Source organism: Polynucleobacter sp. AP-Capit-er-40B-B4, from assembly GCF_018882245.1.
Taxonomy (GTDB): Bacteria; Pseudomonadota; Gammaproteobacteria; order Burkholderiales; family Burkholderiaceae; genus Polynucleobacter.
Map to the genome: position 1 here is coordinate 128,454 of NZ_JACVOV010000002.1, position 24,210 is coordinate 152,663.

The window sequence follows — 24,210 nt, forward strand, 5'->3', positions numbered from 1 at the left end:
GCTTATCCGCCGCTCAACTGACGCTTACGTTCTGTATTTAAGTGGTAAGCACCTTCTATAGCAATCTCCTGACCTTCCTTGAGGCCTGAAATCACAGGACGATACCCTTTACCCTCTGGTCCAAGCTTGACCGGCACCATGCGATAAGTGTCATCGTCTAAACGAACGAAAACGTGGTCGTGATTATCTTCACGAACAATCGCACCTAAAGGCACTACCAATTTATCAACCGGCTGGCTCTCAATCAACATCGTTGCCAACATACCGGGTTTAATTTGCCCCTCTGTATTAGGCAACTCCATGCGCACAACAACAGTACGAGTTTGCGGATTCACAATTGAATCTACGTGGGCCACCACACCTTCGATATCCTGATTACGTAGCGCTGGAATAATGACCGATGCTTTTTGACCCTTTCTGATCAAATAAGAGTTACTCTCTGGCACCTCTGAGATTGCCCATAGCGTACTGAGATCAGCAACCGTAAATAAGGCATCTGCTGGTTGTACCACCTGGCCTTTATTGATCTTACGCTCGACGATTTCACCAGGAATTGTGGCAATGACATTATTAATAGACTCAATCACGCCGGATTTGGCGAGGCGATCAATACTCGCTTGATCCATGCCCTGTACCCTGAGCTGATCATTCGTAGCACGAAACTCTGCCTTTGCGCTACTCGCCTCGGCCTCGCGTCTTTGCAGTTCTGCAAGCGCAATCACATCCTCTTTGTAAAGAATCTTTGCGCGATTCGCAGCTTGATCAGCTAACTGACTCGCGCTCTTCGCTTTTAAGTAAGCCAGCTGCGATTGGGTTAATTCAGTGGAGGTAATTTTGGCTAATACATCACCCTGCTTCACAATTTGACCAGGAACAGCCAGAATTTCCGAGACACGACCAGTTACGTTGGCGCCAATACGAGATAGATAGAGCTCATTGAAATCAATCCGACCAGAAGCCCGCAACTCCTCCACAAAAGGAGATACTTGAGCCTTGCCATCAGCAATCATCTTATGTAAATCTTCGTTAACTACAACCATATTCGGGTCTTGCACTGATTTAATTGCAGGACTTCTATCAAATACGTTGAAGTAATTCAGAATAATGACGAACACGCAAAACCAGGGCAGGTAGAACATACCCTTTTTAAACCAATGCGGCGATTTATCATAGCGACCAGTAACAGCAGGTACATGCTCTCCAAGCCATTGATGTGCTTGTGCATACAGTTGATTTTGGGTCTGTAAAATTTGGCCGACCAATTCCTTCTTATGGAATTTAAACTTTCGCACCAAAAAGGTCTTCCAGACTTTTACCTTTTTTAGCATGACTGCTAACTCTTGGTTCATTGCATTCCACTTTCTATCTTCGCAAGCCACTCAGGGCTCGCTCTTAATCTTTGAATCTCGGTCACCACAGAAGCCAAATCAAAACGCGCCTTAATTAAATCATTACGCGCTGCCCTAAAGGTTCTTTGCGCATCCAAATACTCCAGCATGCCGCGCTCACCATAGCGATAAGACACTTCAGCAATACGTTGTGCGCTGCCGGCTAACTGAACTACTTCTTGGCTCAATACTTTTACTTGATAGCTAGTCATTTGATACAGCTTATAAGCCGTTTCCATTTGCTGATCTAGAGTTTGGCTTTGAGCATTCAATTGATTTTTTGCTTTTGAAGCATTAGCTTCTGCCTCTGCAATCTGACCGCCCTTAAAGTCCCAAATTGGAATACTCACTTGCAAACCATAGAGTCGATCAGTGAAGTTAGGGTCGTTATATTGGGAGGCTTTGATAGCTAAGCGAGGTAAGCGAGAGTTCTTTTCAAAACTCAACTTGGATTCAGTAGCCTCAACTTCTGCTTTTGCTTTTTGCAACTCCGGGCTCTGGCTCTGAACCTCATTTAATAATTGGGTTAATGAAGGCAAGACCTCAGGCTTTGGCTGCTCAGCCACAACCGTAAAATCTGCCGGCACTTGATGGCCTACAACTTGGCGTAATTGGCTACGTGCCTGCTCTACCCGTAACTTACTAGACTCTGCCGCGATTTGCGCATTCAGAAATTCAGTTTGTACTCGAATGAGTTCGAAGCGCGCTGTTTCACCAACGTCATACCGAATTTGCATACGATCCCGAATCTGCTTCGTCAGACTCATATCCTCTTCTGCTGCTTTTTGCTCCGCTTCACGGCGCATGAGTTCATAAAAGCGCTGCTGCACTCTGGAAATCGTCTCCACCTCAAATGCAACGCGCGTTGCTTCAGCTGCACGTAGATTCGCCTCAGCAGCATTCACTCTAGGGAAACGGGTATAAGGCATATCCAATGGCTGAGTAACAGCCCATGATGAAACATTACCTACCGTCAAAGGGCCGGTAGCGGATCGCTGCTGACCAGTGCTCACCTCGAACTCTGGATTCGGAATAGCTCTTGCTGTCGATAACTGCCCTTTAATTGCTTTGGCTTGGTCGCGAGCCGCTAAAACTTGAGGGCTTGACTCTAGAGAGATAGAGATCAAGTCATTAATAGTGAATGACTTTTTTGATTGTGCACTGACATTTGCCACCATTAAGGCGCTAGCAAAAGTAATGGCCAACCATCGGTACCGCGTCATACGCCCAACTTGCAAAGTATCTAAAAGCAAATTATCCAACCACCTACGCGGAAGAGCAAGAAAACGTCCCCAATGAGGGGCGTAGCAGGGCAAAACAATGCCAGAACATAGGATTTTGGGGTGGAAAGTCAATATTTAGCCATTTAGAAAATAGTAAATGGTCTTGCCTTAAAAATTACTCACATACCGGGCCCAAAGGCCGTAATGACGATATGTGAGACCCATTGCTGGGCAGGCTACTCCCCGTTTATTCATCTTATTAGATCACAGTTAAGCTACAAAACTATGTGCGAATTCAAGCATATGCTCGGCCAGATAAGCGGCCATACTTCTGAGCTTTATGAAACGCCTTTTGCATGTGCTTGTAGACTTTCTTTAAACCCATCTCTAATGCCGTTCTTCGGTCTCTTGCTGTAAAACTTACCTCGATCTGGCGATTATCAAAAGTTTGTAATTCAATAATGCAATTTTGGTTGCAGCCTGTTTTTGCCTGATCTACAGAGGAATACTTCACTTTAATTTTTCTCACCAACCAAAAGAGCCTCTTTAGAGAAAATTTCACGCGATTCTCTGTAAATGTTTTAAATTCTGGCTCAATTTGTTCTTTTGTTTCTAATATGACATTCATGATTTATCTCCTTTGTTGAACATCTAGATTTCAATATAGAGCGATATTTATTCTTAATAAAGCAGATGTTTATTAATAATAATTCTGTTATTTACTGAGTATTTAGTTAAAAAAATGCCCTCGGGTAGAGGGCATAAAGAGAACCGCAGGATGTAAAACTAGTCGATTACTGCCGCCATTAAGGCGGTTGCTGCACCAGCGCCCAGTGCTGGGATACCCCAACGCTCAAGCGTAGATAAAGATTTGCCAGTGACTACCTCAACTGGAATATCACTGATTTCCAGCAACTTGGCTGTTGTGGAGTTTTCAAATAAACGGCTGAGAGTATTTTTCTTGGAGGTACCAATCACAATGCGATTGCACTCTAAGCGCTGCGCTTCGTCTCGCAAAGCCTCTCCTTTATCGCCCGTTACATAAGTGAAGGAGAAATTTGCGCCCGCTTTTTCCAGAAATTCGGATGCTGTCTTTGCAGCTGTTTTAGCGCGATCTGCTTGCCACTCATTAATCGTTTGCTTACTTAAAAACTTTCGTATGTGTGTGTACAGCGTGGGTTGCACATTGCAGATATGAAAGTGTGTTTGACGATCATTTCCATACATATTGACTGCATGTTTCAAAGCCATCAAAGCGTTACTAGAATCATCAACCGGGATTAGAACTTTGTTCATTACCTTTTCTCCTACGTTATAAGACTGCTTATCGGATACTTCTGTATCAACTACAGCTGGCGCAATTGTCTCCTCCAACGCCAACCTACTCTTCATAAAGCCACCAAACAGAACACCAAATATCACGAGAGCTTGGACGGCATAACCAAATGCTGGGTTCTGAAATAACTGCATTTCCTTAACCATTGGCTCGGACATCATCATCTTTGCAGCAGTCCATGCCAATACACCAGCACCTATATAGGTAATCGATGGATAGCGCTCAACCAGCTTCAGAATTTGTGTTGAACCCCAAATCACGATTGGAATACTAATCAGCAAGCCCAGCACAACCAAGACATAACTTCCATGAGATGCCCCTGCTACCGCTAAGACGTTATCCAAACCCATGACTGCATCAGCAATCACAATCGTCTTCATTGCACCCCAAAAACTAGTGGAAGCATTGCTGTGTCCATCATCATCATCTTTGGCTGGCGTTAAGAGTTTGTAAGCAATCCATACCAAGAGCAAACCACCAATTAACATCAGGCCTGGAATTTTGAGCAGATACACCACCACTAGCGTCATTGCGCTTCTCACTGCAATTGCGCCAACCGCTCCCCATACAATGGCTTTCTTTTGTAAGTGAGCTGGTAAATTTCTGGCGGCCATCGCAATCACAATAGCGTTATCGCCTGCTAAAACTAAATCAATCACCACAATCGCTAGTAGTGCCGAAAAAAACTCAGGGCTAAATAGTTCCAATTGAATACCTCTATCTGTTTAAATTAAATAAGCAGTACATGAAATGCCATGACTAACTATGGGGTTAATGTAGGCGCATTTGTATTTAGCTAAAAGCAGATATATATTGATAGTAATTTCGAAAAAAACTGAATATGGCCAATACCTATAACTATCGCCACCTTTATTACTTTTGGGTGGTTGCCAAAGAAGGCAGTATGTCTAAGGCGGCAGAGCGCCTGGATATGGCTATACAAACCATTAGCGCCCAAGTACATGATTTGGAGAAATCGCTGGGCTACATGCTCTTTAAACCAGCCGGGAGAGGAATCGCCCTCACCGAATCCGGGTTTGCAGCCCTAGAAATTGCCGATCAAATCTTCTCCATTGGCGAAAGACTGCCTGAGGCGGTGAGAGATGCGGCCAAGTCGCCTAAAACTAAAATTACCGTTGGCGTTTCTGATGGCCTACCTAAATTTGTTACCAGGCAAATGCTTGAACCGATCCTGAAGCACAAGGATGTTCAACTTATCGCACATGAAGGGGAGTTTGATGATTTGCTAGCCGACCTCGCATTGCATCGACTAGATATCGTATTGGCTGATCGCCCAGCCCCAAGTAATAAAAACCTAAATGTCTACAGCGAAGAGTTAACAAAAACAGTGATCGCCTGGTACGCACCCAAGCAACTCTCAAAAAAGGTAAAGGGGAAATTTCCAGAATGCTTAAAAGATTTGCCTGTTCTACTACCTACAGCACACTCTACCGTTCGGCCACTAATTGATCAGTGGCTGAAAAAACAGGACATCATTCCGAATATTGTTGGAGAGTTTGAGGATAGTGCTCTATTAAAAACTTTTGCCGCAAGTGGGCTTGGTGTCTTTCCTGCCGGTAAGCTGATTGAAAAAGATCTTAAAGATACTTATGGCATCGAATTACTCGGTAGCTGCGATGACATATATGAATACTTCTATGCGATTCGCTCGGAGAAGAAAATTCAACACCCACTTGTGCAAGCAATCATTAAACAGTAAAGCTGATAGATTCTTAAACTATGACTAATTTTCTAGACCCCGCCATACTATTTTTTATCTTTGGGGTTTTCGCTGGCTCCGTAAAATCCAACCTAGAAATTCCTCCACAAATTTCTCGGTTTCTATCCCTCTATTTATTAATGGCACTAGGACTGAAGGGTGGCTTCGCCCTTCACAAGTCAGGATTTACCAGTGAGATCGCTTTCTCCTTAGGGTTGGCGGTATTTCTTGCGATCATTATCCCCATCATTGGCTACTGGATTTTAAGAAGAAAGTTAAGCGCTTTTGATGCTGCTGCCATTGCAGCAACTTACGGCTCGGTTAGCGCTGTTACCTTCATTACCGCCACACAATATTTAGATCAATTTGGTATTGCTTATGGTGGTCACATGGCAGCAGCCATGGCACTGATGGAGTCCCCTGCCATTATTTTGGCAATTATCTTGGCAAACAAGGCGCGGGCATCGATGTCAACAGGCTCAAGCGTGAAGACCGAGCCCGCTGGAATTTCCAAAATACTCCACGAGTCTTTTACTGATGGCGCCCAACTACTATTGTTAGGATCAATGGCAGTGGCACTAGTGAGTGGCGACGCTGGAAATAAATTAATGGCACCTTTTTCAATTGATCTCTTTAAAGGGATGCTGTCCTTCTTCTTGCTAGATATGGGACTTATGGCCGCCAGAAACTTCAAGGGCTTAAGAGGTAAACCACCCATTACTTTGCTCTATGCCATTGGCTCGCCGCTCTCACATGCACTCTTAGCCCTAGTGTTTTGTAAATTAATTGGACTTCCTTTAGGAAATACCATTCTTCTCATGGTATTGGCCTCTAGCGCATCGTATATTGCAGTGCCAGCAGTTTTACGTCACGCCTTACCTGAAGTGAACCCAGCTCTGTATATGGGGATGTCTCTGGGAATCACGTTTCCGTTCAACATTATTTTGGGCATTCCGCTTTACACCCTTATTGCCACACAATTCCTGTAGAAATACTGTTATAGGTAAATAAGGTAAGCGATGGGCATCTTTTCTAAACGATCAGCCAGCTTATTAACCAAGCACGGTAAAGAAAAAGTGATCGGCGAAGTGCTCAATGCCGAAGTAGATTGTTTTGTAGAGCACACGGACATCTACGATACCGATTTATTGGGAACATTCACACAAGAAACACCTCGATACGGCTCGCAACTAGATGCAGCTCGCAAAAAAGCTGCAATAGGAATAGAGTTACTCAAAATTGACCTGGGCTTGGCCAATGAAGGTGCGTTTATGAACGATCCTTACACCGGCGCCATTCCCTGGAACAATGAATTGATTGTTTTGATAGATCAAAAATATCAACTAGAACTTACTGGATTTGCTAGTGGTCCGGCCCAAAATGAAAGTGGCTACGTATCGCATTGGGAAGAGCTCAAAAAATTTGCTGATTCCGCACTCTTTCCATCACATCACCTAGTCATTAAGCCGACTGATGAGTATCACCCGCAATCGAGAAAAGGAATTCAAGATTTAACGGAGCTAAAGGAAGCTTTTGATTGGGCAAAAAGCCTATCCTCAAAAGGTATTGTCTACGTCGAAAATGATTTACGCGCCTTTGCCAATCCAACCCGCATGGACAATATTCGTAATGCTGCGCTTGATCTGGCCAATAAGATGAATTCAGTCTGCCCCAAATGCAGCACTCCGGGATTTTGGATCACAGATGTAAAGCGTGGTCTGCCATGCAACGCCTGCGGGCTCGCAACAGATGAGGAGATTGCCAAAATCTGGAGTTGCATTAAATGCGAGCATAAACAAACCGAAGGCATGAAAGTATTTAAGTTTGCAGATCCTTCAAAATGTAAGCACTGCAATCCTTAGATCATCACTAAGTCGAGTTAATCGCGCCAGACTGGATGTTTCTGCATGACTGAATTAAATAATTCAGATTCAAGGTGTAGCGAGAGCCATTGCTTGACTGCGTTTATAGGCAAACTCTCAAATCTTCTCGGATCCACCATCGAAAACTGTCTAATAAATGGAAAGATCGCTATATCCACCCAAGACATCTGAGCACCCAGCAAGTATTGAGTCGCTTGCAAGGATTGCTCCATGGGCAATAGCATGAGCTGCAGCGCCTCTTCGAGAACTACCTCTTGATTTAGCTCTGGAAATCGATTGGGATACTTGTATTGATCTAGTAAGACTTTAAAAGGTCCATCATTTTTTTCAACCCAAGTTTGAGCAAGAGTATCGTCAACATCTCCCCAGCCAGCAGGGTCAGATTGATCGATAGCCCAACGCATAATGTCGACACTTTGGTCCAGAACCGTATCGCCCATACAAAGTACTGGCACAGTGCCCTTGGGGGATGCGAGCAACATTGATTGAGGCTTATTGCGTAACTCGATTTCACGATGTTCCAGCTTAATGCTCGCGTACTTCAAGGCCATGCGAGCGCGCATTGCATAAGGGCATCTGCGATAGGAATACAAAATCATTGAATGACGTTCTTATGAGATCTTTTTATTTCTACAAGCATCAGAGCAATACTTTACTGATTCCCAGTTTTTCGCCCAAGATTTTCTCCAAGTCATCTCTTTTTTGCATACTACGCAGACTTTTGTCGGGAGAAAGCTCTTATTACCCTTGAATGATGTCTTAACCATAGCTTTAAATGTCATTAAGCTGATTCAATATTTTCTGGGCATGCAGTGTAATTTCTTTTTGATCCTCGTCGCTAATGCGTTTCAGATTGGCCGTCATTAATCTAGTTCTTGGGCTTGCTTCAAACTGATCTCGGTGCTTGATTAAGAAATTCCAGTACAAAGTCGTAATGGGGCATGCGCTCTCTCCATGACGAACCTCCGGCTTGTACTGACAAGAGCCGCAATAGTTACTCATCCTTTTGATATAAGCTCCGCTGGCTATGTAAGGCTTGCTTGTAAACCTCCCGCCATTGGCAAATAAGGCCATGCCAGCCGTATTGGGAAGTTCCACCCACTCGATCGCATCCACATAAATAGCCAAGTACCACTCACATACCTCCTGAGGCAAAATTTCAGCTAAAAGTGCAAAGTTACCTGTCACCATTAAACGCTGAATATGATGTGCGTATCCATATTGCAGCGTTTGGCCTATGGCATCTTTCATGCAAGCCATTTGTGTCTGCCCATTCCAGTACCACTTTGGTAGTGGGAGTTGATGATGGTAGTAATTATCCTGTGCCATCTTTGGCATATCTAAGTAGTACATGCCACGCACAAACTCGCGCCACCCTAATATCTGCCGAATGAAGCCTTCAATAGTGGAAAGATCTAGAGAGTACTTTTTCCAAGCCACTAAAACCGCATCTACTACTTCGCGAGGATTAAGCAACTTGAGATTGAGCGCACTCGATAAAATGGAGTGCCATCCAAAGGGCGTATCAGTCCACATTGCGTCTTGATAAACGCCAAAGTTTCTTAAGCGATATTCAACAAAATATTCCAAAGCTTGAACTGCCTGCTCTCTAGTCACAGGCCAGTTAAACGACGCCAGGGATCCCGGATGATCTGAATAAGTCTTTTGAACCCAGTCCAGCACTTCTTGTGTAATGGCATCTACTGCGAATGATGCTGGGGCATCGATGATGCCTGGGCCCTTTTTAGGATAAGGTTTGCGGTTATCTTGATCATAGTTCCACTGCCCACCATCGGGATTACCATCTCCATCTATTAAGATTTGATGGGTCTTGCGCATCAAGCGATAGAAATACTCCAACCTAAACTCTTTTTTATTAGCCGCCCAATCCATAAACTCTTTGCGGGAACAATAAAAATGCTCATCCTCTCGCATTTCCAATTCAATATGAAGATCTTTTGCTAATGCCTCGAGCGCCTGCTTGAGACGCCACTCACCCGGCTCCACACACACCAAGCGTGTAACTTTCATTTCCAGGATTTGCTCTCTAAGAACCTCAACAATCGGCAATGGCGAACTTTTTACATAAGTCAGGGGATAACCTTGCTTTTCAAGCTCAACTGCAAAGTGACGCATTGCAGATAGAAACAAGGCAATTTTGGCTTTATGTGTCCAAACATACTGCGCCTCATTGGCCGACTCAATCATGATGATTTGATCCGCTTTTGGATCAATATCTCTTAAGGCTGAACTCTGTAAATCGAGTTGATCGCCCAGAATTAGAATGAGGCGCTCAGGATGCTTCATTTAGTTTTATATTGCGTTGGGCAGTAAGCCCTAGTGACATCTTCGCTGCGCAAAGCACTATGTTTAGTTGCTCGTCCGGTTACCCTTTTGCGCCAGAGTTCAAATGAGCTGCGCTTGAGCTCTTTGCGCATGATGGCAATAACCTGTGGCTCACCCAGGCCAAAGCTTTTCTCAATGGCATCAAATGGTGTGCGGTCTTCCCAAGCCATTTCTATAAGGCGAGATAAGTCAGGTTCGGAGAGGGTCGGGGATTTTGGCACTCAGCAAGTTTAAGACTTATTTACTAAACTAGCTTGAGCCCATGTCATTGTTCCGTAAAGTAGCCACACCCCTCGCATGATTGGAAAAATTCGTCAAAAACTGATTTCCCAGGTGATCCCAGCCATGCAAAAGCCGGTAGAAATCATTTGCCCCATCTGTGACCGCTCTATTCCACCGTCACAGAGGGATGCCCACCATCTCATTCCCAAGTCCAAGGGAGGGAAGACTACCGAGTACCTACATCGAATTTGCCACAAACAAATACACGCCCTGTTTACCGAAGTCGAACTCGCCCAGCAATATCATCATGCACAGATGTTGAGAGATCACCCTGAAATGAAAAAGTTTATACAGTGGGTTGCGAGTAAGCCGGATTCATTTTATGAAAAGACTCGTAAAAGTAGCCGCCTAAAATCAAGCAAATAAATATTGCACCGCTTCAGTGCAGTCTATTGCGCGAGGCTTAAAGTTCACTCCCCTTTTGGTGCATGAGATTTAGAAATTGTGCAATTCTAGAAATCGTTATAACTCTTATTACCTAATATGAGTCATGCGCATCAAAATTACAAAGAGCCTGGTATTGCCAGCTCAAATGCTCGAGACCGAAAGTATTCCTGAGGCACTGTTTCCGGAAGGGGACTATCTTGCCAACCTGACACCAGAAGGAAAAATTGAGGTCATTAACACCAGGAAAATTAAGGCGCTATTTTCTTTCTCGCAATTTAGAGACAGAATATCTCTAGGAGAATTTATTATGGTGGAGGCTTAAAAAAGATCTTAGTGAGCCAAGTCCAGACTTTCCACTACAGCTGTCAAGGCAGCCACAGATGTAAATGCCTTTGCACTCATCCCTTTTAAGTCGATATCCTCCCAATTAAATTCCAAAGAGAAGTGGGCAGACTCCACAATCAACTCGTAACTGGCAGAGGGCTTCACCCCAACTTCTTTTGGCTCTTCACTGACTGGCACCCTCAAAGATTCTATGGCAGCAATTAAGGTGCTCACCTCATTGCCCGATAACTCTCTTGATCGCAGCACATCATCTGTTCGTTTAATGGAAATCTTAGAAACCTCATCAATCGTTACTTCATATTGATTCAGCCCAAGATCCATCCAAACGGTGAGCTCTAGCGCTATAGGGTATGTTTTCATTAATCCACCTCATCAATAAGGGGTTCATCAAAATGCGTTTTTTGAGGCCTTAGACTTGCCTCTAGCTGGGTCCACCTACCTTGATGCGTTCGATAAACGCAATCTTTAGCATGATTCTCGAGCAATCCGAAAATAATCGTAGTGGGGATCTTGCAATGCAGGCACCGATAAGCATGCTGATGCTCTGCAATTTTTTCCTGGGGGTAATCGATATAAAACGGTCTCATCACAACCCTCTCTGTCTAGAGCAAGCTATGAAACCGATCTTACACCTGCATGCATCAAATTACGACTACATTTAAGGGGATTTACCTAGCCCTCCAATTCGCCTTCCCATTTAGAGATTACGGCTGTAGCTAAACCATTTCCTAAAACATTGGTTGCAGAGCGTGCCATATCCAGGAAATGATCAACCCCTAGAATCAATAGCACCCCAGCTTCAGGCAAGTTAAATTGCGATAAGGTTGCAGCAATTACCACCAAAGAGGCGCGCGGCACACCTGCAATACCTTTAGAGGTAATCATTAATACCAGCAACATTAAGAGTTGTTGGCTTAACTCCATCTCTACACCGTAGACCTGTGCAATAAAAATTGCGGCAAAGGTGCAATACATCATTGAGCCGTCTAAGTTAAACGAATAACCTACAGGCAAAACAAATGAAGCAATCTTGTTTTTACAACCAAAGCGCTCCACCCTCTCTAAAGTCATTGGGTACGCAGCTTCAGAGCTTGCGGTTGTAAAAGCCAATAATGCTGGCTCACGCAACATTTTTACTAGGTGCAAGGTGCGCTTTTTCAGCACTAGAGAGCTAATCAAAATAATGACTATCCAAAGCGCAAAAATGGATGCATAAAAGCTCAGCATGAACTTACCGTAGGTCATCAGTATCCCAACGCCATTCTCAGCAATTACCGAGGAGACAGCCGAGAATACCGCTATAGGAGCAAGCTTCATCACTGCCGTTGTAATCTTGAGCATGATGTGCGAGAGCATATCGAGATTACGAATAAATTCATCTGCACGCGACCCCATGCCGGCAGCGCCTACGCCAAAGAAGACGGCAAATACAACAATTTGCAGAATTTCATTTTTTGCCATTGCATCAAAGATGCTGACAGGAAAAATATGTCGCACAAACTCAGGAAGGTTCAGACTACTCTTATTTAGGCCAGTACTTGCAGCAATCTCTGGCAGGGTTAACTCCACTCCAACGCCTGGCTGCAAAATATTCACCATTACTAGGCCAAGCAACAGAGATACCAAAGACATAGAGATAAACCATGCAAAGGTTTTTAGACCTACTCGACCAATTGTTGAGGCATCACCCATTTTGGCAATACCAACAACTAGCGTTGCAAATACCAGTGGTGCAATGATCATTTTGATCAAACGCAAAAATACATCCGTCAAGATGGAGATATAGGTTACATACTGGACAGGAAAAGTGGTTCCAGCGCCATACAGATTTACCAAGTAACCTGCCAGCACACCCAAGACCATCGCCCCTAAAATGAAGTTGGTTAGCTTTTTGGAGTTCATGGATGGCCTATATAAATGGGATGTATAGAGAGATTCTACTCAGTTCCACACCCACCCTAGTGAAAGTGCCGATAGGTTTTATCTAGGTTTTAGTTAGACTGGGGCATTCACCTACCTGGGTAAATAGAGGCAATATGATTTGGTTGGGTCTAGCAGTCGCCATTTATCTGGAACGCTTTGGCCATACTGGGTGCCAAGCTACAACAAGGAGGCTTATATGAGTCGATAATGATCGATTCAAATTCCTTAAGAGAAAATTGATATGCTCCCTTGCATTGAACTAGAAACCAGTCCGAACCCAACAGCTGCCGTTATTTGGCTCCACGGGCTAGGCGCCGATGGCAATGATTTTGTACCCATCATTCCAGAATTAAAACTCACTGGCTGTCCCGGAATTCGCTTTGTTTTTCCTAGCGCGCCCAGCATGCCCGTCACTGTGAATGGAGGCTATGTAATGCCTGCCTGGTATGACATCATCGGCAGAAATCTAATGGACCAAGAAGATGCGGCCGGCATTCAGAAGTCAGCAGCAGCAATAGTTGAGCTTATAGAAAAAGAGTTGGGTCGTGGAATTGCTTACGACAAAATTGTGCTAGCCGGTTTTTCGCAAGGCTGTGCCATGGCATTACATATTGGCCTACGTTTTCCACACAGGCTAGCAGGCATCATTGCCTTGTCAGGATACCTGCCTCTAGCGATGAGTGCCAACATAGAAAAACATTCCGCCAACTCCAGTACCCCCATCTTTATGGCGCATGGCACGTATGATCCAGTGGTTACTTTAGATCGAGCCCAGGCTTCATATGCCCTGCTTGAATCCATGGGTTATCAAGTAGATTGGAACGAATATCCAATGGAGCACTCAGTGAATCATGAAGAGCTGATGGATATCTCACGCTTTTTACAGCAAGTACTGAAAACTACATAAGCCCATCAGAAATTAACTTGATGCTGGCAACTAGTAAAAAGAATCTCACTGTTCGGTAATAACATTTCATGGAGATTCTTTTGGCCAAGTAAAAGCCAAAGTAGACACCAATAGGCACACAAGGCAATAAGATGATTGAGGTTGCTAGCTGTTGGTAATTGAGAAGATCTAGGTAGGCATATGGTCCGAGCTTGCCAAAATTAATGACTGTAAAGAAGATCCCCAAGGTCGAGGTATAGGCCATCGGCAAAAGATTCTCTCGAAGCATATAAACGGTAATTGGGGGCCCGCCAATATGTGCCACAAAAGATGTGAACCCAGAGGTCAAGCCCATTGCGCGCCCAAGCCATGGATAAGACCTGGCTTCTTTTGTCGCCATACGTGACATGGCGAGATTTTGAATCAAAAACAGCAAAGTAAAAATACCAATAGAGAGTGTTAATACTTTTGGAGTAATAGCGGTAAAGAAAATCATCCCTAGAAGAAGACCCACAATTGCTGGTGGCGTAATAATTTTCAGAATGCGCCAGTTGGCGTTACGAATAAATCTGCGCATCCCGACCAAATCAATTGCAATCAAAAGTGGCAGCAAAATTGCTAAGGCTTCGTTAATACTGGATTGGCTTGCCATCAAGGGAAGCGACAGAATGCCGAGGCCCGCACCAAAGCCGCTTTTTGACACACCGACGATGATGACGCTAATCACCGCACATACAAAAAATATGAATGAATGCGCGTGAAAAGATTGTGACAAGGAGGTCGAGAGTAAATCCAACATCTTGGGATCTTACCAAGCTATAAACAAGTAGGCAGCGGCGACGGCCATAAAACCCGTTGCTAGCCAGCCAAAAAATTTCATTGGCAAAGAGGCGACATAAACCCCCATCACAGAGCTCTTAGATGATAAAACCATAATTGCAATCATAAGTGGAACGGCGACAACCCCATTAATCACCGCACTCCAAAATAATGCCTTCATGGGGCTAATAGGTGAGTACTGAATAGCCAAAGCGATAAAGACACTAAAGGCAATAATGGCGTAAAACTTCCGTGCTTGAGCGGCTGTATCTTCTAGGCTTGAGCGCCAACCAAATACCTCAGATAAAGCATAGGCAGCCGAGCCAGCAAGAATAGGCACGCCCATTAAACCAACACCCAAGATACCTAGCGCAAACAAAAGAAAGGCAAACTCCCCTGCAAGAGGTCTTAGCGCAGCAGCCGCCTCAGCGGCGGTATTGATGTCATTTACTCCTGCAACATGCAAGGTAACTGCAGTGGCCAAAATAATGCAATAGGCAGCTACATTCGAGTACAGCATCCCACTCCAAGTATCCCAATGAATTCTTCTAAGCTCCGCCTTTATCTCCGCCTCATTTTTACTCTCGAGAAGATTGATTTGCCCATGTAAATTCATATCCTCTACTTCTTGAGATGATTGCCAAAAGAATAAATAAGGGCTAATGGTGGTCCCAAAAATCCCAACCACTACCGCAGCTGATTCTGAGTTCCAGGTTAACCGCGGGAAGAAGGTGCTCCAGAGAACATCGCTCCAAGGAATCTGAACGGTAAATAATACTGCGCCGTAAGCGAGCAGGGAAAGCGATAGCCATTTTAAAAAGAAAACATAGTGACGATAAGGAATTAGTATCTGCAAAGCGAGAGTTAGCAGTACAAATATGCCAGTCATGATGTGCCAATTAATCCCCGTGACCAATTGAGCAACTTCACCCATCGCGGCTATATCAGCGGCAATGTTGAGAACGTTAGCAATCAGCAGCAGCAATACCAGGGTGATGAGCACTGCAGGTGGAAAGGCAAGCTTCATATTGGCTGATAAACCGCGCCCCGTTACCCTACCTATACGAGCACATAAGACCTGAATAGTCGACATCAGGGGATATGCGAAGGGCATAGTCCAAAGCATATTCAAGCCAAATTGCGCACCCGCCTGCGAGTAAGTCACTATTCCACTTGGATCATCATCTGCAACGCCCGTAACTAATCCTGGGCCAACTCGAGATAAAGGGTGTTGCTTAATTCGAGTCCATATTTGAGATAGATTCATGCGGACTGGAGAAGCATAGCGTTCATTTTTAATATAGTCCTTAATAACCTATTTGGGAGATCATGGGGGAAAGAATGGCCCACATGATGCCCCCTTAATGAAAGAGGATTCTCCTTAAAGTTTCTTATTAAAACTGTATTGTGAAAATGCTTGTTCGGCCACATTGAACCATTGGGCTTCCATATTTCTAAAGGCGCGATAGTCCTCAAAAATCTTTTTAAATTGTGGATTCTTGGCAGATTCCTCTGCATAGGTTTCTTGGCTAGCCTTAAAGCAAGCATCCAAAATGGTAGTGTTGAACTTACGCAATACCGCACCGCTCTGCAAAAGACGCTGCAATGCAGGTGGGTTGAGTGCATCATACTTGGCGCACATATCTGTATGGGCTTCAAAGCAGGCGGCTTCCCATGCAGCTTGGTAAGAAGGCGGCAATGAATCCCATTGCTTCTTGTTAACTAGGAAAGATAATCCTGCAGCACCTTCCCAAAATGCAGGGTAATAATAATTTTTGGCTACCTTAGCCAGACCCAACTTCTCATCATCGTATGGACCGACAAATTCAGCGGCGTCAATCGTGCCTTTTTCCAAAGCCGAATAGATCTCACCGGCCGGCAACTGCTGCGGAACGACGCCTAGCTTTGCAAGCACCTGCCCTGCAAATCCTGCGATACGAAACTTAAGACCCTTTAAATCTTCTGGAGACTTGATTTCTTTACGAAACCATCCACCCATTTGCGTACCAGTCTGTCCGCCTAGAAAATTCACAATGTTGTAGCTCGCATAGAGTTCACGCATTAACTTCATGCCGTTGCCATGCAGCATCCAAGCAGCTTGCTGTCTGGCCGTCATACCAAATGGAGCAGCAGTGTCAAAGATGAAGGCACTGTTTTTACCTAAGTAGTAATAGCTTGCAGTATGTCCACACTCTACTGTGCCATTTTGAACCGCATCCAATACTTGCAAAGCCGGAACTACTTCACCCGCAGCAAAAACTTTGACATTAAATTTGCCATCAGTTGCCTTGCGTAATGCACTCGCAAAAACCTCTGGCGTGCCAAATAAAGTATCCAATGATTTAGGGAAACTCGATACCAAGCGCCAATTTAAAGTTGGCAAGTTTTGCGCAAGTGACGGTGTAGCTAAAGCTGCAGCACTGGCGCCAATAGTGGCTTTCTTTAAAAATGAACGTCTTTGCATTACTGCCTCCTCCTTAAAAAATCATGAGTTTGTATATAGGTTTTGTATTTAGTTACTGCGCTTAATTACCGCATTTACTGACTGTCTTTAGCTCTTTAATTATTTGCCACCAACGGTCATCGAGCCAAGCAAGATAGACCCTGTTTCTTTGGTCCCACGGATCAACGTATCGCTACCTATAAGCTGAATATCCATCAGCATATCGCGCAAATTACCAGCAATAGTGACCTCTTCAACGGGATATTGGATCTCGCCGTTTTCAACCCAATAACCAAATGCGCCCCGAGAATAATCACCCGTCACATAGTTAACGCCCTGACCCATTAATTCTGTAACCAATAAGCCAGTACCCATTTCTTTCAATAAGGCAGGCAAACCACCCTTTGGCGTTTTCTTACTTTGTAAAGTGAGATGGTGAGAGCCGCCCGCATTGCCGGTAGTCTTCATGCCTAATTTACGCGCTGAATAGGTTGATAAAAAATAGCCTTCTAATATTCCTTTATCTACCACTGTGCGAGCGGATGTTTTTACTCCCTCTTCGTCAAATGGCGCACTGCCAGTCATTGACTTTAAGTGTGGGTCTTCAAACAAACTGACATGCTTTGGTAAAACTTGTTTGCCCAAGCTGTCTAGCAAAAAACTAGAGCGACGATATAAAGCACCTCCAGAAACGGCTTGCACCAAGCCACCTAATAAGCCCGCAGCTAAAGGGGCCTCAAAGATCACAGGGCAACGTCGAGTACTCAATGATCTTGCCTTGAGACGTGATAAAGCACGCTGAGCCGCATATCGCCCAATCGCAGCAGGATCAGCCAACTCCTCAGGAATGCGTGAACTGGAATACCAATCATCGCGCTGCATATGCGCTTTCTTACCGCCTGAACTTGCAATCGGAGCACAAGAAATATAGTGGCGAGAAAATGGATAGCCGCCCATAAAACCAAGAGATGTCCCCATCATAAAATGCGCATGATGAGCTGACACAGATGCGCCATCACTATTTTGAATTTGTTTACTCACAGAGAAAGCAGCACCCTCAGCAGAGCGAGCGATCTCTACGGCAGCAGCTGCATCGATATTCCATGGATGAAACAAATCTAAATCCAGTGGATGCTTTTCTAATAATTCAGCTTCCGCTGGTCCAGCGCACACATCCTCTGCTGTATGTTGCGCAATATGGAAAGCGGCATCTACCGTTGCCTTCAGAGACTCTTTAGAAAAGTCGCTAGTACTAGCGTTGCCACGATGGTGGCCCAAAAATAATGTAACGCCTACTTGCTTATCTAGGCTTTGCTCGATGGTCTCCACTTCCCCCTTGCGAACGGTTACAGAGAGACCCTGCCCTTCTGAAACCTCAGCTACGGCATCTGAGGCACCCCTTCTTTTGGCCTCTTTGAGCATGAAATCAATGATTTCTTGAAACTGATTTGATGTGTATGTAAACATACCCTAATAATAGCTAGAATAGAAACATGAAGCATACCGAAGCCCTAAAACGAAATAGCCCAAATGAGGTCAAAATTGGCCTGATTTCCATCTCGGATCGCGCCAGTAAAGGCGTCTACCAAGATGAGGGTATTCCTGCACTGCAAGCCTGGCTTATGAAAGCCATTAGCAATCCCTGCGCCTTTCATGAACGCCTGATTGCCGATGAATCGGAAGTGATTACCGAAACGATTGTTGAGCTGGTTGATGAGCTAGGCTGTGACCTAGTTCTCACCACAGGCGGCACAGGCCCCTCCAGAAGAGATGTCACCCCTGAGGCCACCCGTGATGCTGGAACCCGTGAAATGCCTGGTTTTGGCGAACAAATGCGTCAAATTAGCCTGAACTTTGTACCAACCGCAATTTTGTCTAGACAAACCGCTGTCTTGCGAGAGGTAGATGGTCATGCTGCACTGGTCATCAACCTACCAGGACAGCCTAAGGCCATTGCGGAAACACTTGAAGGCCTCAAAGATGAAAACGGAAAATCGATCGTTCCCGGCATCTTTGCGGCAGTACCCTACTGCATCGATTTAATTGGTGGCCCGTATATTGAAACTGACGAAGCGGTGATTAAGGTCTTCAGACCCAAGAGCGCAATTAAAAAGTAATGCGAAAATATCTGGCTGTTAGCAAATAAACAAAAGGTCCGTATTGCGGACCTTTTGTTTATGTGGCTTTTACCCAATCACTGCGGCAAGGGTACGATAAATTTCTCACGGTAGTACTTGAGCTCTTCGATCGACTCCTCGATATCGGCCAATGCTGTATGAGCCTGCTTCTTGGTAAAGCCTTTGACTAACTCGGGATGCCAACGTTTGCATAGCTCTTTTAAGGTAGACACATCGATATTTCGATAATGAAAGTAAGCCTCTAACTTAGGCATGTACTTCGCCATAAAGCGCCTGTCTTGACCAATCGTATTGCCGCACATGGGCGCAATACCTGCCTTGATGTATTTTTTCAGAAATGCAATGCATTGTGCTTCGACGGTAGCCTCATCTAAGGTGGATGCCTTCACTTTATCGATCAAGCCTGAACGCCCGTGAGTGCCCTTATTCCAGGCATCCATTGCATCTAAAACTGCATCCTCTTGATGCACAACCCAGACGGGCGCTGTAGCAATGGTATTTAGATGGGCGTCAGTAACGATGATGGCAATCTCCAAAATCCGCTCTGTTTCGGGGTTTAAACCTGACATCTCCATATCCACCCAAATAAGGTGCTCATTGACTGGTGCCGCCTTAACTGCCGGTGTTGCTGTTGTGTTAGTTTGCTCGCTCATATCTATAATGATCTCATGACATTCACAATTGTTTTTCTAATCGCCTTTATTGCTAGTTTTGGCTTACGCCACTGGCTGTCCCAACGTCAAATTCGCTATGTTGCAGACCATCGCGATGCCGTGCCTGCTGAATTCACTGAAAAAGTGACTTTAGCCGAGCATCAGAAAGCAGCTGACTACACTATCGCCAAATTACGCCTTGGCATTATAGAAAATGGCGTCAGTGCCATCATTTTAATTTGCTTCACCTTATTGGGTGGATTGCAGATCCTAAACATGGCGCTGCTGCAACTTCTGGGTGAAGGCATTCCCCAACAGATGGCCCTACTTGTTTCAATTGTGCTCATTTCTGGAGTGCTCGATATTCCATTTTCTTGGTACAAGCAATTCCATCTAGAAGAGCGCTTTGGCTTTAATCGGATGACCAAGAAACTATTCTTCTCAGATATGTTTAAAGGGATCTCAGTAGGTAGCGCAATTGGCGTGCCACTACTCTGGGTCATTTTGTCCTTGATGGAAAAAGCAGGAGATTTATGGTGGTTATGGGCATGGGCAGTATTAACAGTCTTTAGCTTGCTGATGCAGTGGGTTTTCCCAACTTTTATTGCGCCACTGTTTAATAAATTCCAAGCCCTGGATGAAGGTCCATTAAAGACGCAGATTGAAGCACTTCTAAAACGATGCGACTTTGCCAGCCAAGGTCTATTTGTTATGGATGGTAGTAAGCGTAGCGCCCATGGCAATGCATTTTTTGCTGGCATGGGTAAAGCCAAACGCATTGTATTTTTCGATACCTTAATTGAGAAACTCAATCCTGGCGAAGTAGAAGCAGTACTTGCACACGAGCTTGGTCACTACAAATGCAACCATATTCGTAAGCGCCTCCTGGTTTCCTTTGCCTTGAGCTTTGCCATGTTTGCTCTCTTAGGTTGGATTAGTACTAAGGTTTGGTTCTATACAGACTTGAGCGTAATGCCTAACCTCAATGGCTATAACGGTGGACTTGCATTAGCGCTCTTTATGCTGGTATCACCAGTGTTCAGCTTCTTCTTCACACCGCTCTCCAGCTTGGCATCACGCAAACATGAGTACGAGGCTGACGGCTTTGCTGCTGAAAAATCTTCCGCAAAAGATTTGGTTACGGCACTGGTGAAGTTATATCAAGATAATGCGTCTACTCTCACACCGGATCCAATCTATACCGCTTTTTATAGCTCCCATCCACCTGCGCCATTACGCATTGCTAACTTACAACGGTTTAGCTCATAACGATGGAACAGTTTCATGCGCTACTGATTGCCTCCTACGGAAGGCATTATTTAGCGCAGCGTTTGATTGCAGACACCCATGGCAACGAGTCACCTGATGGTCCGCTCATTCAGGTGAGCACTCCAGCTAAGCAACATATCGGCGCAGTGGGTGATCGGATGTTGCTTGAAATGACTTCGGCAGATCAAGCGCGCATCATCCAAATTGAGCCTCGAGAAAATCTTCTCTATCGCTCAGATGCATTTAAGAGCAAGCTCATTGCTTCAAATGTTGATCAAATCCTAGTAGTGCTCGCAACACAGCCAGCTTTCTCACCAGACCTTTTGGGAAGAGCAGTAGTAGCAGCAGAAGCCAATCAAATTGGATTGCATATTCTGCTCAATAAATGCGATCTCAAAGATAACCTGGAGCACGCTCGAAAAATCATCGCGCCCTATGCGCGCATGGGCTATCAGGTAAGCGAGGTCTCCGCCAAATTTGATCCGGCCTCAATTGACTCCTTGCGTAAAGCCTTACAAGGCAAGGTTTCTGTTTTTGTTGGTCAGTCGGGCATGGGTAAATCTAGCTTACTCAATGCCTGGATACCCAACGCCGCTGCGCTGACCCAAGAGTATTCAGTCCGCCTAGATACCGGTAAACACACCACTACTGCATGCCGTTACTTTGAATTACCAGAAGCCTGGGGTAGAGATGAAACCGGCAAGTTAGGTGCGCTGATTGATTCACCAGGCTTTCAGGAGTTTGGTTTAGCTCATATGTCTGTGAGTGAGCTACAGCATGCCTTTAGAGAATTTAAAGACTTGCTTGGCAAGTGCCGTTTTCATAATTGCGCGCATCTATCTGAGCCAGATTGTGCGGTGCGAGAAGCGGTAGACAGAAACGAAATAGCGCCAGAAAGACTGGCGCTATTTAGACAACTACACTCCGACTCAAAAACAGCGGATGTACAAATTCAGGGAATTAGCCAAGCCAAAGAGCGATGGTCAGCATTAGCAACAAAGCCATCCAAGCGATAACGAGGCGCCACACCAATCCCACTGCAGAGCGCATGGTGCGCTCAGTAGGCTCAAGACCTACCTCGTATACCACCGGCTCACCTGCCTCAGCCATGCGCAATGCTTCATCGCTATCAGGTTCACTCATAGGCTCACCCAAGCGAACGCCTAGCGCACCACTACCTGCAGCCAAAATCACTGCGGATAAAGAATCAGACCATTTTTGTGTCAGGTAACGCCAACCATAAACAGCACCTTCGAAGTTGCCAACAATCGCAAACCCCATTGCAGTAATGCGTGCAGGAACCCAATCCAAGACATAGAAGAAATGACGAGCAGCCTCACTTAGATTGAAGTCACCGCGCTCAGACCAACGTTGCGCAGCAATGTCTGCCAAGCGATAAAGTACAACGCCTGCTGGGCCCATTGGCATCATGAACCAGAACAGCACACCAAAGACATGATGATGCGAGCCAATAATGGCACGCTCAAGCGCTAAAGAAATCACTTCAGTCTCAGTCAAGTTAGAGGTATCTAACTCAGGACCGTACCACTCACCCAAGGCAGCACGAGCTCCAGGTAAGTCATGCGCTTCAATCGCTTCATGTACAGCAGTAAATGAATGGCTGAACTGACGAAAGCCAAAAAACAAATACGCGATGACGATGTTCCAAATAAATCCTAGGATGGGGTAAGTCACCATACAAACGACATACACCATGAAGACTAAGAAGGTTGGCAAGATGAAGGCAACCAAACAGGCCATACGCGCGCCCACAGGACTTGCACCATCTTCCGTCTTGCCTCCGAATTCAGCGGCAACCCAATCTAACCAGCGAGCACAAACACGCGCAATCCAATGATTCGAAGTTACTGGGCGATATTGCTCAGCAATGAGGGCGAAGAGAATAGAAAAGAAAGTCATACTTTTAATAAATGATAAAGGTTACGCAACATTCCCGCAGTGGCACCCCAAATAAAGCGGTTCTCATAAGGCATTGAATAAAAACGTCGTCCGCCCTGCTCACTTTGCCACAGTCTAACCTGATGGTTGGCAGGATCAAGCAAAAAACTCAAGGGCACTTCAAATACATCCGCTACCTCAAACTCGTCTAAGACATATTCTGCCTGAGCCTGAACCAATCCTACTACTGGCGTCACGCTATAGCCAGATACCGTTAAATACTGCGGCATGTGGCCAATAATCTCAACTCTCTTGGGATCTAGTCCAATTTCTTCCTGACTCTCACGTAAAGCAGTGTCATTTGGGCTTTGATCCTCGGGATCCATGCGACCCCCAGGGAAACTAATCTGCCCCGCATGATCATGCAAATGATTGGTTCTTTGCGTTAGCAGCACTGACAATCCCTCCTCTTTTAATACAAGAGGAATAAGCACTGCAGCTTTTGTAACCTTTCCAGCAGACTCACGTTTGGCAATAATATCTGCAGCAATCACATGACGGTTTTCATCAGTAATCTCTGGCTGCCACTCTGGTGGAGATTGCAAACGCAGCTTTAAACCGGCTGGCTCAAGAAATTCTTTTGCCACCTTTTTTTCATGTGCGCATGTCTCATGAATCGGAACTGCTTGCGCATCAAATCCTGGAGGCGCAGCAACATTCATTGCGTAGTCTTCAGTGTTTGGCGTCTTGGGCATCTTCATATTCTAAGGCAACAAAAAAGGCGACCGAGGCCGCCTTTTTTACTTCGTGCCGATATTTATTCTGCGGCTGGAGCAGCTGCTGCAGTCTTGCGTGCAGGCAACTTCTCTTTAATACGTGCAGACTTACCTGAACGATCGCGCAAGTAGTACAACTTCGCACGACGTACATCACCGCGACGCTTCACTTCAATACCAGCGATCAATGGTGAGTAAGTTTGGAATGTACGCTCTACACCTTCGCCAGATGAAATCTTACGAACGATAAAGCTGGAATTGAGTCCGCGATTGCGCTTAGCAATCACAACGCCTTCAAAGGCCTGGGCACGCTTACGTGTACCCTCAACTACGTTTACGCTAACTACTACTGTGTCGCCAGGAGCAAAACTTGGCAATACTTTGTTAGCACTTAAGCGAGCAATTTCTTCTTGCTCAATTTTTTCAATTAAATTCATTTTTAATCCTTAAACATCGTATTAGCGTTTAATCCCGAGATATAAATCAACGGACCT

At 45.1% G+C, this 24,210-nt stretch carries 27 protein-coding genes and 1 pseudogene; 9 read left to right on the plus strand and 19 right to left on the minus strand.

Features of this window, described 5'->3' with window-relative positions; translation table 11 throughout:
- Positions 1-2 precede the first annotated feature (2 nt).
- The 5 genes and pseudogenes from ICN19_RS05615 to ICN19_RS10210 all read right to left on the minus strand — a co-directional run.
- Positions 3-1,349 carry an efflux RND transporter periplasmic adaptor subunit gene (locus tag ICN19_RS05615; RefSeq protein WP_216246154.1) on the minus strand — a complete coding sequence of 449 codons (1,347 nt, stop codon included), beginning with the start codon at positions 1,347-1,349 and terminating at the stop codon, positions 3-5.
- The gene (locus ICN19_RS05620) at positions 1,346-2,611 is read right to left on the minus strand and encodes a TolC family protein (protein WP_216246155.1); all 1,266 of its coding nucleotides are present in this window, start codon (positions 2,609-2,611) and stop codon (positions 1,346-1,348) included. Before ICN19_RS05620 ends, ICN19_RS05615 begins: the two co-directional genes overlap by 4 nt.
- Before the next feature lie 295 nt (positions 2,612-2,906).
- A complete protein-coding gene (locus tag ICN19_RS05625; protein ID WP_216246156.1) occupies positions 2,907-3,239 on the minus strand; it encodes a hypothetical protein in 333 nt (110 codons plus the stop codon).
- A 158-nt stretch (positions 3,240-3,397) separates the two neighbouring features.
- A complete protein-coding gene (locus tag ICN19_RS10205) occupies positions 3,398-4,003 on the minus strand; it encodes a universal stress protein (protein WP_370625179.1) in 606 nt (201 codons plus the stop codon).
- Positions 3,992-4,654, minus strand: a pseudogene (locus ICN19_RS10210) (TerC family protein); the annotation flags it as partial. The pseudogene ICN19_RS10210 and the gene ICN19_RS10205, both read right to left, overlap by 12 nt.
- Before the next feature lie 134 nt (positions 4,655-4,788).
- On the opposite strand from ICN19_RS10210, the gene ICN19_RS05635 reads away from it, so the two are divergent.
- From ICN19_RS05635 to ICN19_RS05645, 3 genes are read left to right on the plus strand one after another with little or no spacing between them, the layout of a single operon-like run.
- Positions 4,789-5,667 (plus strand): LysR family transcriptional regulator, encoded by an 879-nt coding sequence (locus ICN19_RS05635; protein WP_216246158.1) that lies wholly within the window; start codon positions 4,789-4,791, stop codon positions 5,665-5,667.
- 20 nt (positions 5,668-5,687) lie between these two features.
- The gene (locus ICN19_RS05640) at positions 5,688-6,656 is read left to right on the plus strand and encodes a sodium-dependent bicarbonate transport family permease (RefSeq protein ID WP_216246159.1); all 969 of its coding nucleotides are present in this window, start codon (positions 5,688-5,690) and stop codon (positions 6,654-6,656) included.
- A gap of 30 nt (positions 6,657-6,686) precedes the next feature.
- On the plus strand, positions 6,687-7,529 hold the full coding sequence (locus tag ICN19_RS05645; protein ID WP_216246160.1) for a DUF6671 family protein: 843 nt from the start codon (positions 6,687-6,689) through the stop codon (positions 7,527-7,529).
- 17 nt (positions 7,530-7,546) lie between these two features.
- On the opposite strand, the gene ICN19_RS05650 is transcribed toward ICN19_RS05645, so the two are convergent.
- Genes ICN19_RS05650 through ICN19_RS05665 form a run of 4 tightly spaced genes read right to left on the minus strand, consistent with a single transcriptional unit; the run spans position 7,547 to position 10,117 of the window.
- Entirely contained in the window at positions 7,547-8,149 is a 603-nt protein-coding gene (locus ICN19_RS05650) for a glutathione S-transferase (protein WP_216246161.1), read from the minus strand.
- A 12-nt stretch (positions 8,150-8,161) separates the two neighbouring features.
- Complete coding sequence (locus ICN19_RS05655; protein WP_370625148.1) at positions 8,162-8,332, minus strand: DUF2256 domain-containing protein; 171 nt, start codon at positions 8,330-8,332, stop codon at positions 8,162-8,164.
- Positions 8,322-9,857, minus strand: a complete 1,536-nt coding sequence (locus ICN19_RS05660; RefSeq protein WP_216246162.1) for a cryptochrome/photolyase family protein — start codon at positions 9,855-9,857, stop codon at positions 8,322-8,324. The genes ICN19_RS05655 and ICN19_RS05660 overlap by 11 nt, the downstream gene beginning before the upstream one ends.
- Positions 9,854-10,117: a TIGR03643 family protein gene (locus tag ICN19_RS05665; protein ID WP_216246163.1), complete on the minus strand. Its 264-nt coding sequence runs from the start codon at positions 10,115-10,117 to the stop codon at positions 9,854-9,856. The genes ICN19_RS05660 and ICN19_RS05665 overlap by 4 nt, the downstream gene beginning before the upstream one ends.
- Before the next feature lie 76 nt (positions 10,118-10,193).
- Between ICN19_RS05665 and ICN19_RS05670 the strand changes: the two genes are divergently transcribed.
- Together ICN19_RS05670 and ICN19_RS05675 are read left to right on the plus strand one after the other, a co-directional pair.
- Entirely contained in the window at positions 10,194-10,544 is a 351-nt protein-coding gene (locus ICN19_RS05670; RefSeq protein WP_216246164.1) for an HNH endonuclease, read from the plus strand.
- Positions 10,545-10,668: 124 nt separating this feature from the next.
- Positions 10,669-10,887: a hypothetical protein gene (locus ICN19_RS05675; protein ID WP_216246165.1), complete on the plus strand. Its 219-nt coding sequence runs from the start codon at positions 10,669-10,671 to the stop codon at positions 10,885-10,887.
- A gap of 8 nt (positions 10,888-10,895) precedes the next feature.
- Here ICN19_RS05675 and ICN19_RS05680 read toward each other — a convergent pair whose 3' ends face one another.
- Together ICN19_RS05680 and ICN19_RS05685 are read right to left on the minus strand one after the other, a co-directional pair.
- Entirely contained in the window at positions 10,896-11,270 is a 375-nt protein-coding gene (locus tag ICN19_RS05680) for a hypothetical protein (RefSeq protein WP_216246166.1), read from the minus strand.
- A gap of 312 nt (positions 11,271-11,582) precedes the next feature.
- The gene (locus ICN19_RS05685) at positions 11,583-12,812 is read right to left on the minus strand and encodes a dicarboxylate/amino acid:cation symporter (RefSeq protein WP_216246167.1); all 1,230 of its coding nucleotides are present in this window, start codon (positions 12,810-12,812) and stop codon (positions 11,583-11,585) included.
- A gap of 262 nt (positions 12,813-13,074) precedes the next feature.
- Here ICN19_RS05685 and ICN19_RS05690 point away from each other — a divergent pair, with 262 nt between their 5' ends.
- The gene (locus ICN19_RS05690; protein ID WP_216246168.1) at positions 13,075-13,740 is read left to right on the plus strand and encodes an alpha/beta hydrolase; all 666 of its coding nucleotides are present in this window, start codon (positions 13,075-13,077) and stop codon (positions 13,738-13,740) included.
- On the opposite strand, the gene ICN19_RS05695 is transcribed toward ICN19_RS05690, so the two are convergent.
- The 4 genes from ICN19_RS05695 to pmbA form a co-directional block, all read right to left on the minus strand.
- On the minus strand, positions 13,733-14,518 hold the full coding sequence (locus ICN19_RS05695; RefSeq protein ID WP_216246169.1) for a sulfite exporter TauE/SafE family protein: 786 nt from the start codon (positions 14,516-14,518) through the stop codon (positions 13,733-13,735). The two genes, ICN19_RS05690 and ICN19_RS05695, sit on opposite strands and share 8 nt — an antisense overlap.
- A gap of 9 nt (positions 14,519-14,527) precedes the next feature.
- Positions 14,528-15,805, minus strand: coding sequence for an NRAMP family divalent metal transporter (locus ICN19_RS05700; RefSeq protein ID WP_216246170.1), 1,278 nt, complete (start codon positions 15,803-15,805; stop codon positions 14,528-14,530).
- A gap of 114 nt (positions 15,806-15,919) precedes the next feature.
- Positions 15,920-17,002: a TRAP transporter substrate-binding protein gene (locus tag ICN19_RS05705; protein ID WP_216246171.1), complete on the minus strand. Its 1,083-nt coding sequence runs from the start codon at positions 17,000-17,002 to the stop codon at positions 15,920-15,922.
- A 99-nt stretch (positions 17,003-17,101) separates the two neighbouring features.
- Complete coding sequence (gene pmbA, locus ICN19_RS05710) at positions 17,102-18,448, minus strand: metalloprotease PmbA (RefSeq protein ID WP_216246172.1); 1,347 nt, start codon at positions 18,446-18,448, stop codon at positions 17,102-17,104.
- 26 nt (positions 18,449-18,474) lie between these two features.
- Here pmbA and mog point away from each other — a divergent pair, with 26 nt between their 5' ends.
- Positions 18,475-19,098: a molybdopterin adenylyltransferase gene (mog, locus tag ICN19_RS05715; RefSeq protein ID WP_216246173.1), complete on the plus strand. Its 624-nt coding sequence runs from the start codon at positions 18,475-18,477 to the stop codon at positions 19,096-19,098.
- Between the two features lie 77 nt (positions 19,099-19,175).
- On the opposite strand, the gene orn is transcribed toward mog, so the two are convergent.
- Entirely contained in the window at positions 19,176-19,772 is a 597-nt protein-coding gene (orn, locus tag ICN19_RS05720) for an oligoribonuclease (RefSeq protein ID WP_216246174.1), read from the minus strand.
- 15 nt (positions 19,773-19,787) lie between these two features.
- On the opposite strand from orn, the gene ICN19_RS05725 reads away from it, so the two are divergent.
- Both ICN19_RS05725 and rsgA read left to right on the plus strand, forming a co-directional pair.
- Complete coding sequence (locus ICN19_RS05725) at positions 19,788-21,041, plus strand: M48 family metallopeptidase (RefSeq protein WP_216246175.1); 1,254 nt, start codon at positions 19,788-19,790, stop codon at positions 21,039-21,041.
- A gap of 2 nt (positions 21,042-21,043) precedes the next feature.
- Positions 21,044-22,057 (plus strand): ribosome small subunit-dependent GTPase A, encoded by a 1,014-nt coding sequence (gene rsgA / locus ICN19_RS05730; RefSeq protein WP_216246176.1) that lies wholly within the window; start codon positions 21,044-21,046, stop codon positions 22,055-22,057.
- Here the strand turns inward: rsgA and ICN19_RS05735 are convergent.
- From ICN19_RS05735 to rplS, 3 genes are all read right to left on the minus strand, one after another.
- Positions 22,002-22,961, minus strand: a complete 960-nt coding sequence (locus ICN19_RS05735) for a CobD/CbiB family protein (protein WP_216246177.1) — start codon at positions 22,959-22,961, stop codon at positions 22,002-22,004. The genes rsgA and ICN19_RS05735 overlap by 56 nt on opposite strands.
- Positions 22,958-23,695: a CoA pyrophosphatase gene (locus ICN19_RS05740; RefSeq protein WP_216246178.1), complete on the minus strand. Its 738-nt coding sequence runs from the start codon at positions 23,693-23,695 to the stop codon at positions 22,958-22,960. Before ICN19_RS05740 ends, ICN19_RS05735 begins: the two co-directional genes overlap by 4 nt.
- Before the next feature lie 62 nt (positions 23,696-23,757).
- Positions 23,758-24,153 (minus strand): 50S ribosomal protein L19, encoded by a 396-nt coding sequence (gene rplS / locus ICN19_RS05745; RefSeq protein WP_068324277.1) that lies wholly within the window; start codon positions 24,151-24,153, stop codon positions 23,758-23,760.
- Positions 24,154-24,210: the final 57 nt, after the last annotated feature.